The sequence below is a fragment of the Halogeometricum rufum genome, assembly GCF_900112175.1.
In the GTDB taxonomy this organism is placed as follows: Archaea; Halobacteriota; Halobacteria; order Halobacteriales; family Haloferacaceae; genus Halogeometricum; species Halogeometricum rufum.
The window spans coordinates 922243-937244 of the sequence record NZ_FOYT01000001.1 but is presented as its reverse complement, the minus strand read 5'-3'; the positions used below and the strand labels follow the sequence as shown (position 1 = coordinate 937244).

At 74.3% G+C, this 15002-nt stretch carries 14 protein-coding genes; 1 reads left to right on the top strand and 13 read right to left on the bottom strand.

All coding sequences use genetic code 11. The annotated features are described in order from the left end of the window. Positions 1 to 104 precede the first annotated feature (104 nt). The gene (locus BM310_RS04905; RefSeq protein WP_089805151.1) at positions 105 to 1301 is read right to left on the bottom strand and encodes an MFS transporter; all 1197 of its coding nucleotides are present in this window, start codon (positions 1299 to 1301) and stop codon (positions 105 to 107) included. Between the two features lie 184 nt (positions 1302 to 1485). Between BM310_RS04905 and BM310_RS21245 the strand changes: the two genes are divergently transcribed. Beyond that, positions 1486 to 1656 carry an HVO_0758 family zinc finger protein gene (locus tag BM310_RS21245; RefSeq protein ID WP_177232533.1) on the top strand — a complete coding sequence of 57 codons (171 nt, stop codon included), beginning with the start codon at positions 1486 to 1488 and terminating at the stop codon, positions 1654 to 1656. A gap of 4 nt (positions 1657 to 1660) precedes the next feature. Here the strand turns inward: BM310_RS21245 and BM310_RS04900 are convergent, their stop codons facing one another. The 12 genes from BM310_RS04900 to BM310_RS04845 all read right to left on the bottom strand — a co-directional run bounded on the left by BM310_RS04900 (position 1661) and on the right by BM310_RS04845 (position 14994). After that, positions 1661 to 2755: an aldo/keto reductase gene (locus BM310_RS04900; RefSeq protein WP_089805149.1), complete on the bottom strand. Its 1095-nt coding sequence runs from the start codon at positions 2753 to 2755 to the stop codon at positions 1661 to 1663. An 83-nt stretch (positions 2756 to 2838) separates the two neighbouring features. Then, on the bottom strand, positions 2839 to 4032 hold the full coding sequence (locus tag BM310_RS04895) for a DHH family phosphoesterase (RefSeq protein ID WP_089805147.1): 1194 nt from the start codon (positions 4030 to 4032) through the stop codon (positions 2839 to 2841). Positions 4033 to 4112: 80 nt separating this feature from the next. Then, a complete protein-coding gene (locus BM310_RS04890; protein ID WP_089805145.1) occupies positions 4113 to 5021 on the bottom strand; it encodes an SDR family oxidoreductase in 909 nt (302 codons plus the stop codon). Then, on the bottom strand, positions 5022 to 5453 hold the full coding sequence (locus tag BM310_RS04885) for a DUF5791 family protein (protein ID WP_089805143.1): 432 nt from the start codon (positions 5451 to 5453) through the stop codon (positions 5022 to 5024). A gap of 35 nt (positions 5454 to 5488) precedes the next feature. Continuing rightward, positions 5489 to 8521: a DUF7286 family protein gene (locus BM310_RS04880; protein ID WP_089805141.1), complete on the bottom strand. Its 3033-nt coding sequence runs from the start codon at positions 8519 to 8521 to the stop codon at positions 5489 to 5491. Further along, positions 8521 to 9393, bottom strand: a complete 873-nt coding sequence (locus tag BM310_RS04875; protein WP_245778432.1) for a DUF7284 family protein — start codon at positions 9391 to 9393, stop codon at positions 8521 to 8523. Before BM310_RS04875 ends, BM310_RS04880 begins: the two co-directional genes overlap by 1 nt. Beyond that, the gene (locus BM310_RS04870; RefSeq protein WP_089805137.1) at positions 9390 to 9797 is read right to left on the bottom strand and encodes a DUF7285 family protein; all 408 of its coding nucleotides are present in this window, start codon (positions 9795 to 9797) and stop codon (positions 9390 to 9392) included. Before BM310_RS04870 ends, BM310_RS04875 begins: the two co-directional genes overlap by 4 nt. Further along, positions 9775 to 10254 (bottom strand): DUF7283 family protein, encoded by a 480-nt coding sequence (locus BM310_RS04865; protein WP_089805136.1) that lies wholly within the window; start codon positions 10252 to 10254, stop codon positions 9775 to 9777. Before BM310_RS04865 ends, BM310_RS04870 begins: the two co-directional genes overlap by 23 nt. Before the next feature lie 64 nt (positions 10255 to 10318). After that, a complete protein-coding gene (locus tag BM310_RS04860; protein ID WP_089805134.1) occupies positions 10319 to 12037 on the bottom strand; it encodes a type II secretion system protein in 1719 nt (572 codons plus the stop codon). After that, a complete protein-coding gene (locus BM310_RS04855) occupies positions 12034 to 14001 on the bottom strand; it encodes a type II/IV secretion system ATPase subunit (RefSeq protein WP_089805132.1) in 1968 nt (655 codons plus the stop codon). Before BM310_RS04855 ends, BM310_RS04860 begins: the two co-directional genes overlap by 4 nt. Positions 14002 to 14033: 32 nt before the next feature. Further along, positions 14034 to 14537 (bottom strand): DUF7311 family protein, encoded by a 504-nt coding sequence (locus BM310_RS04850; protein WP_089805129.1) that lies wholly within the window; start codon positions 14535 to 14537, stop codon positions 14034 to 14036. A gap of 1 nt (position 14538) precedes the next feature. Next, positions 14539 to 14994, bottom strand: a complete 456-nt coding sequence (locus tag BM310_RS04845; protein WP_089805127.1) for a DUF7310 family coiled-coil domain-containing protein — start codon at positions 14992 to 14994, stop codon at positions 14539 to 14541. Positions 14995 to 15002: the final 8 nt, after the last annotated feature.

Genomic DNA, 15002 nt, shown 5'->3' with positions numbered 1-15002 from the left:
GTTCGTGAGGAGTGACGGCAGAAAAACGGGAGGGTTCCAGCGCGTGTGCGGGGTCGGTTCCGGCGGCCGCAACGAGGACATCGCCGCGAGAACGAGGCCGCCCGCTACTGCGGGAGGCGGTTCGCTCGCTGGAGGACGAGCAGCGTCGTCACGACGACGGCGAGGCCGACGGCGAAGCCGGTGAAGATGGCGTCGTACGAGAGGCCGCCCGCCGGGAGCGTGCCGAGCAGCGGAATCCCGGCGGTGACGCTTCGAAACACCTCGTAGACGGCGCCGCCCTCGCGGAGAGCGCCGACGACCGAGGAGCCGGACGCCTGCACGACCATCATGCCCGCCGAGTAGACGGCGTAGGCGCTCGCGCGGTTCTCGTCGGGCAGCGTGTCGAGCAGGTAGGTGTCCAGCGCCGGAAACAGGCTGTGGATGACGTAGCCGACGAACGCCGTGAGGACCAGCAGGGCGACGAGACCCTCCGCGACGGTCAACGCGAGGACGCCGACGACGAAGGCGGCGACGATAGAGAGCAGGTAGGGGACGCGCGGCAGTCGGTCGGCGAGTCGCCCCGAGACGAAGAAGGCGGGGACGCCCGCGGCGAAGATGAGCGTCAGCATGTTCTTCGCCGTCGCGTCGCCCACCTCCTTCGTCTGCATGTAGAGTTCGTAGAAGTTGAACAGCCCCTGCCAGACGAAGCCGGTGAAGCCGAGGATGACGACGCCGAGGAGGATGACGCGCCACTGGGTCACCGCCGCGGCGAGCAGGTTCCGGTCCTCGCTGCCCGCCTCCGGCAGGTCGGTCCGCCGCGCGGTCCAGTAGAGTGCGAGGGTGGCGACGAACGCGACGACGCCGATGCAGACGAAGACGACGCGCCACTCCACGAACAGCGTGAGGACGAGCGTGACGAACGGCGCGGCGACGACGGCCGCCAGTTGGCTGGCCATCCCGTGGATGCCCATCGCGCGCCCGACGCGTTCGGGGTAGAGTTCGCTCACGAGGGGGTTGGCGGAGACGAAGTAGACGCCGGAGGAGAGCCCCATCAGGAGGGCGCCGACGGCGACCATGGCGACGGAGTTCGCGGCGGCGGTGAACGCGGACGCGACGGTCAGAATCACGCCCGTCCCGAGGACGACGCGGTGTCTGGGGACGCGGGTCAGCACCCACCCGGTTGGGATGCGCGGAATCGCGCTCCCGACCCAGACGAGCGTCGCGATGAGGCCGGCGGTGCCCTCGCCGATGCCGAAGACGGTGATGAGTTGCTCCAGTAACGGGGCGAACACCACCCGCGCGAGGTTGACGAGCAACACCATCGAACACAGCGTTCCGAACAGCCGGCCTCGTGACACGCTCTCCGATTCCGCCCCCGGCACTTCAAGCGTTCCGGAACGCCGTTGCGGCGGGTCTTGCCGGCGTTCGCCGCCGAACGGCCCCCGTATCAGGTGTGAGACTCGGTACCGCGGGTTTTTACACGCGCCTTGCGAAAGCCGAGGCAGGATGAAGAGCACGCGGAAGGGGTTGCGCGACGGCGAACTGGAGAAAGACACGTACGACCGACTGACCTGCGCGGAGTGCGGCGAGTCGCTCAAGAAGCGGAACGACCCCGACGAGGTGTTCTCCGTGCGGACCTGCCCCGAGTGCGGCAGCGAGTGGAAGGAACTGCGGTAACGCGCTACTCGAAGACGGCGTCGAACGCGCGGGCGCCGAGCGGTTCGAACGTCCCCGCGGCGACGTTCTCCGCGACGTGGTCGGGTGACCCGGTGCCGACGAGTGCGGCCGTCACGCCGGGTGCGCTCCGCGCGAAGTTGATGGCCCGTTGGGCCGGCGTCTCCCCCGAGAGTTGCGCGTCCACCGTCTCCGGTATCGACGCCGCGAGGTCCCCCTGCGCGAGACTCGCGCTGGCGAACACGTCGAGTCCGGCCTCTTGTGCGTACCAGAGCGCGCTCACGTCTCTGTCCTCGGTCGGGTGGCGGTGCGCCTCGACGCCGAACGCGTCGGCCATGCTGACGTTGAACGGGAGCTGAATCGCCGCGAGTCCGCAGTCGTCGGCGCCCGCCGACTCGGCGGCGCGTTCGGCGCGGGCGTGGACTTCGGGGAGCGAGAGGTAGCGGTCGTGGTCGCGCGGGACGCGGAACGCCTCCCACGTAGCGACGCCGTAGACGCCGACGTCGCCCGCCAATCGCCGTTCTTCGAGCGTCTCGAACGCCGCCTCCAACTGGTCGTACACCGCCTCGCGCGACCGGACGGCCAACTGCGTCTCGGGGTTGTGGACGTAGTAGCAGTCCACGCTGTCGAGGCCGAGGTTCGACAGCGACCGGTCGAGCGACTCAGCGAGGAACGCGGGCGAGATGGCGTGACTCCCGCGAGCCAGGTCCTCGCGTTCGACGACGCCGGTGCGGACGAACTCGTCGCGGACGTACGCGCCGGGGTTCTCGGGGCGGGAGCCGTCGAACGGGACGAACCCGCCCTTCGTGGCGACGACGACTTCCTCGCGAGAGACGTCCGCCGCGCGCACCGCGTCGCCGACGACGCGTTCGCTCCGCTGACAGCGGTAGTTGATGGCCGTGTCGACGAGGTTCAGGCCTGATTCGAGTGCCGTCGTCAGCGCCTCGCGGTAGCGGGCGTCGGCGTCGTCCGTCGGGTCGCCGAGGTACGTCCCGACGCCGATGCTCGACACGACGCCGGGGCCGAACCGGCGGAAGAACGTCCGCGCGAACGCGTCGCCGAACTGGTCGCGGTACCCCCACGTGCCGGATGTCGTCGCCATGCGGCGCGGTACGGGTCGGCGGCGTAAACGCGCTCCGGCTTCGACGGCGCGAACGCCCCTCGCTCTCGACTCGGGCGACGGCCCTACACGTCGCCGGACATGGCGTCGAACAGGCGTTCGCACAGCGTCGTCCGGGTGAGGGCGTCGCCGCCGTCGGTGAGGATGTGACCGTCTCGCTGCGGAATCTGCCCGCCGCCCATGCGCGCGTGCCCGCCGGCCGACGCGCCGGGGACGTTGCCGAGGGCGTGTTCGAGAGTCCGGCCCATGTGGACGCGGTCATCGCGAGAGCGACCGGAGAGGTAGAGGGTGCCGTCGCGTTCGCCGCAGACGACGACGGCCGTGACCCCCTCCAACTGGATGAGTTCGTCGGCCGCCTGCGGGATGGCGTCCACGTTCGAGAGCGTCCCGATGTCGCTGACGGCGAACGGCCCGCGGACGTCGCGCCCGGCGATGGCGCGGGCCTTGAGTTCGAGCACCTCCTTCGACACCTCGGGGTTGGCGATTCGGTCGAGGATGTCCTCGTTGACGCCGGGGTAGAGGTAGCCCGCGGCGGAGAAGTCGGCGTCCGAACAGCCCGCGGTGAGCCGTTTGGTGTCGGTGAGGATGCCGTAGAGCAGGCCCGTCGCCACCGTCGAGGGGACGGTGTACTCGGAGCCGACTTCGCTCGCGTGGCGGTCCGGCGGGACCGGCTTCGCGCCGACGTCGCGGAAGTACTCGGCGACGATGCTGGAACTGGCGCCGTAGTTCGTCCGCACGTCGGTGAACTGCTCGCCCGTCCCCTCGCCGGGGTGGTGGTCCACGATGGCGAACGGGAGGACGCCGTCGGCACCCGCGAACCCGCGCGGGCGGTTGTGGTCCACGAGGACGACGTGTTCGGCCGCGAGGTCGGTGACGTGGTCGATGGCGTCGAGTTCGAGGTCCAGCACCGTCTCGAACGCGCGGTTCTCCTGATGCCGTATCTGTCCGGAGTACTGGATGTGCGCCGTCGTCCCGACCTGCTCCGCGAGACAGGCGACGCCGATGGCGGCCGCCATCGAGTCGGGGTCCGGGTTCGGGTGCATCAACACCGCCACCTCGTCCAACTCCGAGAGGCGTTCCAGAAATCGCGTCCCCATCGGTCGCTTGAACCGCAGGATGGCGTACAGCCCACCGACTAACGCCACCGTCCCCACGATGAGCGCGGCGACTAACTCCGGATGCGTCCCGAAGACGGACTCGGCCCCGCCCACCACCTGCGCGGCGACGTCCGCCGCACCGGCGGTCGCGCTCGAATCCATACGCTGTGGTCCAGAGCCATACGTATGAAGATTCCTTCGATTCGACGCTCGAACGGCGACAGGATGTGCCGCGACGCGCCCTACTCGCTCCCGGTCGCCGACTCGCGGTAGGCGTCGACGGCCGCGCGGTAGCCCTCGCGGTACGTCGGGTAGGCGAACTCGTAGCCGAGTTCGCGGAGTCGGTCGTTCGAGCACCGCTTGCTCGTCAGGATGCGCCGTCGCGCCGCCTCCGAGAGGTCCGGGTCGTCGAGTCGGTCCTCCTTCGTCCGCTTGGGCGGGCGGTCGACGCCGCACTCGTCGGCCAGCCAGTCCGCGAACGCCCACTTCTCGACCGGTTCGTCGTCCACGACGAGGACCGCGTCGTCGCGGGCGGCGTCGGCGTCGAGGAGGAACCGGACGGCTCCGGCGGCGTCGTCGCGGTGGACCATGTTCAGGTAGCCCTCGGTGACCGGCCCCGTGAGGTAGCGGTCGAGTCGGTAGCGGTCCGGCCCGTACAACCCCGCGAAGCGCGCGACGGTGCCGTCGATACCCGCCTCGCCCGCGTCCTCGACGGCCGCACGTTCGGCCTCCGCAAGCACCCGCGTCTTCTCCGTCGTCGGGTCCAGCGGCGTCTCCTCGTCGACCCAGTCGCCGCCGTGGTCGCCGTAGACGCCGGTCGAGGAGGTGTAGACGAGTCGGTCCGGCGGCGACGCTCGGGAGCCGTACTCGTCGACGGCGTTCCGCAACCCCTCGACGTAGACGCGCCGGGCGGCGTCAGCGCCGCGCCCCCCGGAACTGGCGGCGAACACGACCCAGTCGGCGTCCGGGAGGGCGGCCAGCGAGTCCGGGTCGGTCACGTCGGCGCGTGCGGCCGTCAGTCCGGCCGACTCGACGGCCGCGAGACCGTCGTCCGAGCGACGGACGCCCGTCACGTCGTGGCCTTCGTCGACGAGTTGGCGGCCGAGTTCGAGGCCCACGTACCCGCATCCGAGGACGACTGCGTGCGCCATCTATCGGTCGTTTCGCTCGGCGATGAAGCGGTGGATCGCCGCCAACTGTTCGAGCGTCATCGGGTTGCGGCCCTCCAAGGCCTGTTGAATCTCCTGTCCGGAGAGCCCCAACTCGACGTTCGAGGCGATGGTGTCGACGTCCAGCACGCCCGTCGTCATCCCCAGCAGGAGGTGGTCGCGGAGTTCGAGGACGATGGCCTCGCTGTCCGGATAGTCGTCCGACAGCGCCAACAGGGCCGCCGCCTCCTCGACGCGCATCTCGGGGACTTCGCCCGCGGCGACGTCGGCGACCAGGTCCGCGTCCACGCCGGACTCGGCCGCCGCCGTCTCGACGCCGACGCCGTCGACCACGTCTCGAATCTGTCGCTCGTACGCCTCTCGCAACTCGGTCCTCGATAGCGACGCCGGGTCGTCGGCCGCGTCGTAGAGCATACCTGCACTCGCCGCGCCTCGGGCAAAACGGTTTCTCACTCCCGCCGGCACCGCCCCGTCGACGTGTCGCACCGCGGCCCGGGCGCGGGGCCGGTCCACGCCGGAGACGTCTCGGACGCGACGCCGTCCACGTCGCCGACGCCGTTCCCGCCGGGCGGGACCGCCGCGACGACGACGGTCCGCAACCGGAATCCGACGCGGTCGTTCGACCCGACGAGTTCTCGGCTACCGTCCCCGTCCGCGTCCAGACGGACCGCGCTGCCGTCGCGGACGTACGTCGTCGGCACCGCCCCGTCGCCGGCGGAGACACTGAACCGCGCGTACGCGCCGCGCGCCTGTACCACCCAGAGGTTCGTCGTGGCGACCCACGGACTCAGCGTCGGCGAGAGCGGCAGGCCCGCCGGGACGGCGCCGAGCGTCCCGTTCAGGACGCGACCGGTGGCCCGGTCCGCGGCGCGGGAGGCCGCCTCCCGAGCGAGTTCCTTCGCGACGGTTCGGGTCCGCGTCACGGTGTCGTTCACGGCCGCCTCGGAGACGCGAACCCGCGACGCCGTCGTCGCCTCCCGCAGGTCGACCCGCAGCGTCGTCGCCAGTCGGTCGCGAGCCATCACACCGCGCACCCCAGACTCCGCGGCGACGGCGGCCGCGAGCGACCCGTTCGCCGCGGCGACGGCCCGGCGGCCGACGCCGTCCCACCGGGCGAGTCCGGCGGCGACGACCCTCTCGCTCTCCGCGCGCGTCAGGTCCGTCTCGCGTTCGACCGTCGCGGCGGCCGTCCGACTGACGGACCCGAACGAGCGTTCGACGTCGTCTTGCAGTCCGTCGCGTCTGGCGCGGAGCGTCGCGTCGTCGCGGACCGCGAGCGTCCGGTTCGCGGCGGCGAGGGCGCGGCCGGCGGTTCTGAGCGACACGTCGCCGCCGGGGCCGAGGGCGCTCCCGACGACGGCGTTCGCGAGGTCGCCGTACGGGAGCGTGAACAGGTTCGTGTTGCGGGTCGCAAGCGGGGTGTACGTCGCGCCGTCGGCGACGCCGTCGACCGCGCGTCCGTCCACGCCCGACAGCGAGAGATAGGCGGGGTCGCCGTCGGGGACGAACGCGGCGGAGTCGTTCGGTGCGGCGGAGTCGTTCGGCGCGGCCGAACCGCGACCACCGGCGTCGATACGACTCGACAGGTGAGCGCTCACCCGGGTGGCGTTCACGCCGCGAGACGCGAGGGCGTCGCGGAGACGGCCGTTCCGACCGTCGGCCGCGGCGGCGCGTTCGTCGAGTCTCGCGAGGACCGCGTCGAGGTACGCCGCCCGCGCGGCGACGCGAACCCGGTCCGCGACGCCGTCGTACGTCGCCGGCGCGCCCACGAGTTCCGCTCTGCGGTCCCGCAGGGTCGCGGCGAGTTCGGCCGCCGCGTTGGCCCGGCCGGTGGCGGTGTCGCGCGCGTCCACCTCCACGGAGACGTTCCGAACCGTCTCGCGGAGTGTCGCCACGTCCTCGTACACCCACGGGCGGAGGCCGGACGGCCGGGGCGCGGCGACCGGTGCCGGCGCGCGGTTCGCGTCGCCCGTCACCGCCCGCCGGGCGACGGCGTCCGCGCCGCCCCGAGAGGCGAGTTCCGCGCGGGCGCGACGCGGGACGGACTCGAGGTTCGGCCCCGAGAGCGCGCCGCCGCGGTCGAACAGGGGGTCGACCGGCCGACGTGGACCGGGGAGCGTCCGAAGCGACCCGACGACGGCCACGCGGACGCGATGGCGGTCGGTCCACTCGGCGGTCGTCGTCCGCCGCGACCGGTTCGCCGCGCGCCACGTCCGCGTGACCGTGTGGCTGCTGTGGACCCGCCGGGCCGTCGTCTCGAACGCTCGTTCGCCGACGCCGACGGCCGGCGGCGTCGCGGCCCCCTCGGCGTCGTCGACGGTGACCGTCGTCGCCACGTCCTCGGTGACGAGCGACCACGACGGACCGGGCGCGTCCGGTGCCGGTCGGTGCCCCTCGCGCGCCTCGGTCACCGCCGCGACGACGGTCAGGTTCGGTGCGTAGCCGTCGCCGACGACGGCGTCCAGTCCCGGCCGCGTCGGCGCGTCGGACCCGCGGAGGAACGCGAGGAAGGCGTCGTCCGCCGTCTCGTTCACGCCGACTGCGAGCGTCTGCGTCGGTAACTGCCGGGGCGAGGGGCGCGGGTTCGGACTCGGCATCGCCGAGACGACGCGGCCGGTCGCCGGGCCGCCGCCGGCGACGGCACCGACGTCGGCGACGCCGGTGCGGAGCGTGGCCGCGCGAACGCCGCGTTCGGCGTCGGGGTCCACCCGGCCGAACGACGCGCGCTGGGCCGCGAGGACGCCGGCGTTGGTCGACAGTTCGACGTGCCGGTTCGCGAGGACGTTCTCGACGGGGACGCCGCCGTACTGGGCGACCGCACGCGCCTGCGTGACCGCGAGGAGTCCGGCCGTCGTCCGGCGGGCCAGTCCCGGCGCGTACACGGGCGACCGATTCAGCCGTCTCTGGTAGTCGGTCGTGCGCGCGTGGAGTGCGAGCACCGGCACCGCGACGGTCACGCGCCGCGTCACCGTCCGGTCGGCGACGACGCGCCCGTCTCTGCTCGCGACCAGCGAGACGTTGCGAACCGTCACGGAGAGGGCGCGGCGGCCGTCCTCGCCCGCGACGGAGACGTTCCGAATCGCCGCGCCGGGGCCGTTCGACAGGGGCGGCAGCGACGCCCGCGCCGTCGTCGTGCCGCGCCGGTGTTCGACCGTCGAGAGGGCGTCGCGGGCGGCGACTGCGACGCGGAGGCGCAGGTAGTTCCGGAACGTCTCGTTCGGTCCGAGCGCTCGCCCGACCGAGTTGTTCGCGGGCGTCGTCACGGGGTCCCTCGCCGCGGCGCGGGCCGCCTCGCGGGCGGCGACGCGGAGCGCTGCGGTCGTCTCGGCGTCCGCGCGGTCCATCGCCACGTCCGTCGAGCGGTCCACGACGCCCGCGTCGGGCGATGCCAGCGACGCGGCGAACGTCGAACTGCCGACGAGGAGGAGGACGCCGACGAGGGCGAACGGCACGCGCGCCCGTTCGTCGTCAGCGAGACGCATCAGCGACCCGCCTCCCACGTCCGGACGACGATTCGAACCTCCGCGACGCCGACGGCGGCCGCGGCGTCCTCGGGGGAGTCGTAGCGCGCCCGCAGGTCGGACTCGACGCGCGGCGCGAGGGCGGCCGCGAGACGCCGGTTCGCCGCCTCGGTGTCGGCGTCGGCCGTCCGCGAGTCGACGGACGTGTTCAGTTCCGCGGCGAGGCGGTCGTATCGATACCCGACGAGCGTGGAGACGGGCGCGTCGCCGCGGAGGGCGAGTCGCATCTGTCCGGCGGGCGCGAGCGTCTCGACGGTACGGCGGGCGACGGCGCTCGACAGCGACGAGAAGTCGCGCGTCTCGTTCGCGGCCAGCGATCGCGTCCCCGCCGGCACCGACAGCGTCGCCGTGTCGGTCGTCGCCGTCGCCGGTGGGACCTCACCCACCGCGACGCGTCCCTCGACCGGTGAATCGGGATACGGGCGCCAGACGGCGTCGACGCGGAGGCCGACCGGTTCGAGACGGGCGGCCACGGCGTCCCGGACGGCCGACCGGAAGTCGTCGCGGGCGTGCGTCACGGGGTCGTCGCCGAACCCCGCGGTTCCGACGGCGGCGCGAGCGAGGAGGCCCGCGAGCGACCCGTGCGTGGTCCGTTCGAACTCCGGGCCGGCGGTTCGCTCGAAGTCGGCCCCGCTCTCGGCCGCGCGTCGCGCGCCGGGCGAGAGCGTGTAGTTCACCGTCGCGGTACTGGTCGCGAGGACGTTCGCGACGGCGTCCGCGTCGCCGTCGGCGTCGGCGTCGGCCGCTCCCGGCCCCGCGTCGGCGGCGGTGAGGCCCACGACGGCCGCTCCGAGGAGGAGGAGGAAGACGGCGGCGTCGACGGCGGCGTTCACGACCACACCACCACCGACAGGCGACCGGGTTCGACCCGGCCCGGCGCGAGACGGACGCTCACGAGGCGACTCGCGCGGTCGGTCGCGCCTCCCGGGACGGACGGACCGACCGTCCACGCCTCGTCCGCGACGGTCAGCGAGACGTTGAGACGGTGACCGTCCGGTCCCCGAGTCGCCGCCCGGTCGAGTCGGTCTGGGGCGGCCACGCCGCCGTCCGTCGCGGCGTCGTGGACGCGGTCCAGCGTCGGGTCGGCGACGCCGCCCCCCTGAACGAGGGGCACGGACCCGCCGAGCACCGTCGCGTAGAGACTCAGCCCCGCGCAGACGGCGAACAGGGCGGCCAGCGCGGCTATCGGCGAGGCCTGCGCCCTGCGGCGCGCCTCACGCGTCCACGAGGACGACATCGACCCCCTCCCAGGTCGTTCTGCGGACGAGAAGCGTGCGGTCCACCGCGCGCCACGGCGCGTCGCCGCCGCGGGCGCGGGCGTCGATTATCGCCTGCCGGAACGCCTCCGGCGTGTCGAACGCGGTCGAGGGGTGCGCGCCGTGAACCACGTCCCGAAGCGCCGAGTCGTTCGTCGGGACGGGCGTGACCGGACCGAACGCGAGCGTCGCGTGCGCGGTGCCGGCGTCGTTCCGGAGTGCGAGGCGGCGCGTGCCGAGTCTGACCGCCGTCGCGTCCAGCGGGTGTTCGGCCGTCGCCGCGTACTCGGCGGCGGCCACGCGGTCCACCGTCGCGGCCGCCGAGTCAGCGTTCGGCGGCGGCACCGTCGGCAGTCCGGACGCCGCGCCGACGAGAGCGACGCCCGCCAGCGAGAGGCCCAGCCACGCGTACCACGAGTCGAGTGGGAGGTCGAGCATGGGCCGTCTGGCCGCGGTTCGGTATATAAACACTCGTGCGAGTCCCCGGCGCGGCCAGGGGTAGTCAGAACACCAGCGCCGCCCCGCGGAACGCCGCGAGGTAGGCCGCCGTCGCCGACAGGAGGGCGAGGCCGACGCGGTAGCCGACGAGCGTCCGGTCGAGTCCGCGGTCGAGACCCGTCGAGAGCGCGGTCAGGACGACGGCCAGAGCGAGGACGTAGGCTCCGACGGCGACGCCGAGGAGGGACGGACCGAGCGTCCTCGCGCCGCCCTCGACCAGCGCCGTCTCTGCGGCGCCCATCCGCGCCGCCATCGCCACCGTCGCGCCGCCGACCAGCGGTGCGAACAGGGCGGCGGTGTTCGACAGCGTGCCCGTCACCGACGCGAGTTCCCGACGAGCCTCGCTCTCGACCCGTCGGAGTTCGCGGAGGTGGTCGGCGGTGGCGACGACGGCCCGCCCCGCGGGCCGCCCTTCCGTCGCCGCGACGGCGAGCAGTGCGGCGGCGCTCCGCGCCCGCGGACTGGGGAGGTCCGAGAGGACGCCGTAACGCCCGAGAAACGCCTCGCGGACGCCGACGCGGAGGCGGCGGCGGACGCCGGCGGCGTCGGCGAACACGTCGCCCGCCGGCGTCGACACCGCGTCCGCCGCGGACTCGACGGCGACTTCCACCGAGTCGCCCGCCGTGACGCGCCGCCCGACGAGCGAGAGCACGTCGTCGAGTCCGTCCTCGACGGCGCGCACGCGCGCTCTGACCCGCGCCATCGGGTAGTACCGCGCGACCAGTCCCGACCCGACGCCCGCGCCGACGGCGGTGAGGGCGTCGGCCCACGGCGCGACTGTCGCGCCGACGACCCAGCCGACGCCGGCGGCGACGACGGCGACGAGTCCGGCCGGGAGGAGCGACGACGGTACGTCGGGGTGCGCGGCGTCGACGCGCGGCGGGGCGAGGGCGACGGGGCGGCGGAGCAGAATCCACGCGCTCGCGGCGACGAGTCCGGCCGGGAGGAGCAGGTCGTAGACGGCCACGAAGGCGGCCGTCGGAACCGACACGCCGCCCGCGCGGGCCGCCGGCAGGACGCCCACCAGGGCGAGGGGGAGGAGGACGCCGAAGGCGTAGACGCCCGTCGTCGGACCGCGGACGTCCGCCGCGAACGTCGCGAGTTCGTCGCGCGTGCCGTCGAGAACGGCGTCGAGCGCGCGGTCGAGGCCGCGTTCGCGGTCCTCGGCCCGCGCGTCGGCGCTGGCGAGGAGGAGCGAGACGGCGCGGTCCAGCGCCGGAAACCGGTCGCGCCACTCGGCGGCGAACGTCTCGAACCCGGAGTCCGGAGTGCCGCGCGCGCGCCGGACGTGCGCCGCGAGGCTGTCGGCCAGCGGTCCGTCCGCGGTGTGGGCGGCGAACGACGCGGCGCGTTCCGGCGTCGGCCCGAGTCGCATCCGGAGGGTCGCGCGACCAACCAGCGCCGCCGACTCGCCCAGCGCGCGCGTCCGGCGGAGTCGGGCGGCGACGACCGGCAGTCGATGCGCGGCGTGCGCGGCCGCGAGGCCGACGGCGAGGGAGCCGGCGAGACCGGCGACGAGCGAAGCACCGGGGGCGACGAGGACGACGACGGCGAACGCGGCGACGGCCAGCGGGAGTGACAGCGCGTAGCCGGCGCGAACGACCGTCGCCGCGTCGGCGTCGCTCCCGAGGTACGACAGCGCGGCGCGAACGTCGTCCGCGGGTTCGACCGGTCGCGGGTACAGGCGCGCGAGCGACGCCGCCGCGCGAGCGAGGTCCGTCATCGACGCCCTCCGTCGTCGCCGCCGACGTTCGACCGGTCGTCCGGGCGCGTCTGGTCCGTCTCCGCGAGGTGGGCGAGCGTCGCGGTTCGGCGGTCGAGCGCGTCCAGCACGTCCGCGTAGGACTCGTCGTGCCGGGCGAGCGCGGCGACCAGCGAACTGTCGCCGCGGGCGACGACGCCCGTCTCGCACACGTCGTCACCGTCGCGTTCGTACAGCGACTCGAAGCGGACGCCGTCGTCGCTCCGTCGGACTTCGGCGACCGTCTCGACGCGCCTGTCCCCGCCGTCGCGGGCGCAGGTGACGACGAGGTCAGTCGCCGCGAACGAAGACTCGGGGACGCCGAGGTCCGAGACGACGCGTTCCTGGACGGCCGCGGGCGAGTCGCCGTGTATCGTCCCCAGCACGGCGTGACCGTGCGCGCCGACGCGCATCGCCTCGTACAGGGCGCTCGCCTCCTCGCCGCGCACCTCGCCGACGACGAGAGCGCCGTCGCCGAGTCGGAGCGCGGTGCGGACCGCGTCTGTCGGCGAGAACGAGCCGTCGTCCGCGAGGTCCGTGTGGAGCGCCTGCACGTCGCGCCCGGCGTCTCTGAGCGCTTCGGCGGGGAGTTCGGGGGTGTCCTCGACGGTGACGAGGCGCGTCGTCGCGGGGAGTTCCCACAGGAGGGCGGAGAGGAGCGTGGTCTTGCCGGCCCCGCGGGTTCCGGCGACGAGTCCGGTCGCGCCGCGTTCGACGGCGAGCGAGAGGAACGCCGCCGTCTCCGCCGGGAGCGTCCCGGCGGCGACGAGGCCCGGAAGCGTCCACGCGCCGTCGCCGTGGGCGCGGAAGGCGAACCCGATGCCGTCGCTGGCGGGGGCGGTGACGCCGGCGACGCGGACTCGGGACCCGTCCGGCGCGTCGACGGCGGCGTCGAGTGCGGGCGAGGCGCGGGAGAACCCGCGACCGCTGGCGTGTCGGAACCGCGAGGCGAGGGCGGCGGCGCCGTCCGGGGTGAGACGGACGTTCGTGCGGACGCGTTCGCCGTCGAGAGCGACGCGAACGGGGGTCGACTCGACCGGCGCCGACGCGACCACGTCCGTCACCCGCGGGTCGGCGAACAGGTCGTCGAGGACGCCGTTGCCGCGGGTGTGGCGGTCGAGGACGGCCGACAGCGCCTCGACCGGGTCGTCCTCGTCGGCGACGTGGCGTACCGCCCGGCCCGGGGCGCGTTCGCCGCCCCGCACGACGCCGCGCGCGAGGCACTCGTGCGCCGCCGAGAGCGTCGCCGTCGCCGCCGCGTCGAGTTCGTGGGCGACGGGCGTGAGGTGGTATAGCTGGCCTGCCCCGGTGTCGTAGAGTCGCACCGTCGCGCCGGTGTCGAGTTCGCGGCGGTCGAGGAGGACGGCGTCCGCCGGCGGGCGGCGGGCGACGCGGGACCGGGCCACCGACGGGCCGACGTAACTCCGCAGGAGGGTCTCGTAGTCGTCGGCGCGTTCGACGCCCGCGGCGAGGCCCGTCTCGGCGGCGATTCGAGCCACCGGTCCCGCACGCCCCGTCGCGCGGCGGACCGCCGCCACCGGGTCGCGGCGGGCGCGGTCCGCCAGCGACTCGTCGTGGAACGCGACGCGTTCGACGAACCGGCCCGCCGCGAGGAGGACGCCCGCCGCGTCGTCGTCGTACGTCCGTTCGAATCCGTCCGCGCGCACGCGGACCACGTCGGCGTCCCTGTCGGCGAGTGCGCCGACGACGGCGGCGCGACACGCCGGGGCGCGCGCCAGGTCGCCGCCGCCGGGGCAGTCGGCGGCGTCCACGACGAGTTCCGTCCGGTCGGTCGACCGCCCGGTCGGCGTCTCGAACGCGTGCCGACACCGGCAGGAGGCGTGGGCGGCGTCGCGGCGGCGGTCGGCGTCCGGTCCAGCGGCACCGGTGACGGTCGAGAGCGCCGCACTCGCGGCGGCGACGACGCCGGTGAAGTCGAGTGACATGGGGGCGCTGGCCGCGTCTCCGTACTTAAATCTCAGGCGGCGGCGCGGCCCGCCGACTCGGCGGCCCCGTCGGCGGTGGGGCGGCCGACGACGAGGGCGGGACCGGCGGGCGTTCGCCGGAGCGACACCGTCACCGACCGGTCGCCGCGCCCCCGGAGGACGACTGGTCCGTCGGGCGTCCGGAGCGGAAGCGGCACCGACAGTCGCCGGGTCGTCGGCCGGCCGTCGCCGACGGCGTACGTCACGACCGACCGGTTGCCGGGGCCGTCCGGCGGCCCGCCGACGGCGACGAAGCCGACGCCCGCAGTCGTCCACGTCGGCGGCGGGAGCGAGAACGTCACCGCGCGCGTCGGCGCGACGGCGGGGTCCCGCGTCGGGTCGGACTCGAACGCGAGTGCCGACCCGGCGGCCGAGAGCCGTTCGGTCGAGGCGTCTATCGCCGTCGCCGTCCGGTCGGCCCGCGCGTCCTCGACCGCCGGCAGCGACGCGGCGAGCACCGCCGTGGTGAGAACCGCCGCGAGGACGGCGCGAATCACTTCACAGCGCCTCGCGCAGGCGGGCGGCGAGCGACTCGACGTCGGACTCGTCCGCGTCGGCGGCGTCGCCGAACGCGTCCGCCGGGTCCACCGACGCCGCCGCCTCGTCCGGCAGGCGTTCGGCGACCAGCCCGTCCGCCTCGCGGTCCCGATCGAGGCGTTCGACGAGCGAGAGTGCGAGGTCCGCGCGGCGTTCGACGGAGTCGTTCACCGCCCGGACGCCGCCCAGCAGTCCCCGAACCGCGTCGAGTTCGGCGGACAGGTCGGCGACCGAGCGTTCGAGTTCCGCGACCGAGCGTTCGAGTTCCGCGACGGTCGCGGGAGCGTCCGTCGACGGGTCGGCAGCCGAGTCGCCGCCGGTGGTCGAACGCGCCGCGGCGTTCTCGTCGGTCAGGGCGCGTTCGACGGCGTCGAGGCGGGAGGCGAGCGTCGCGAGGTCGGTCGTGTCGTCGGGCATGGGGCGAC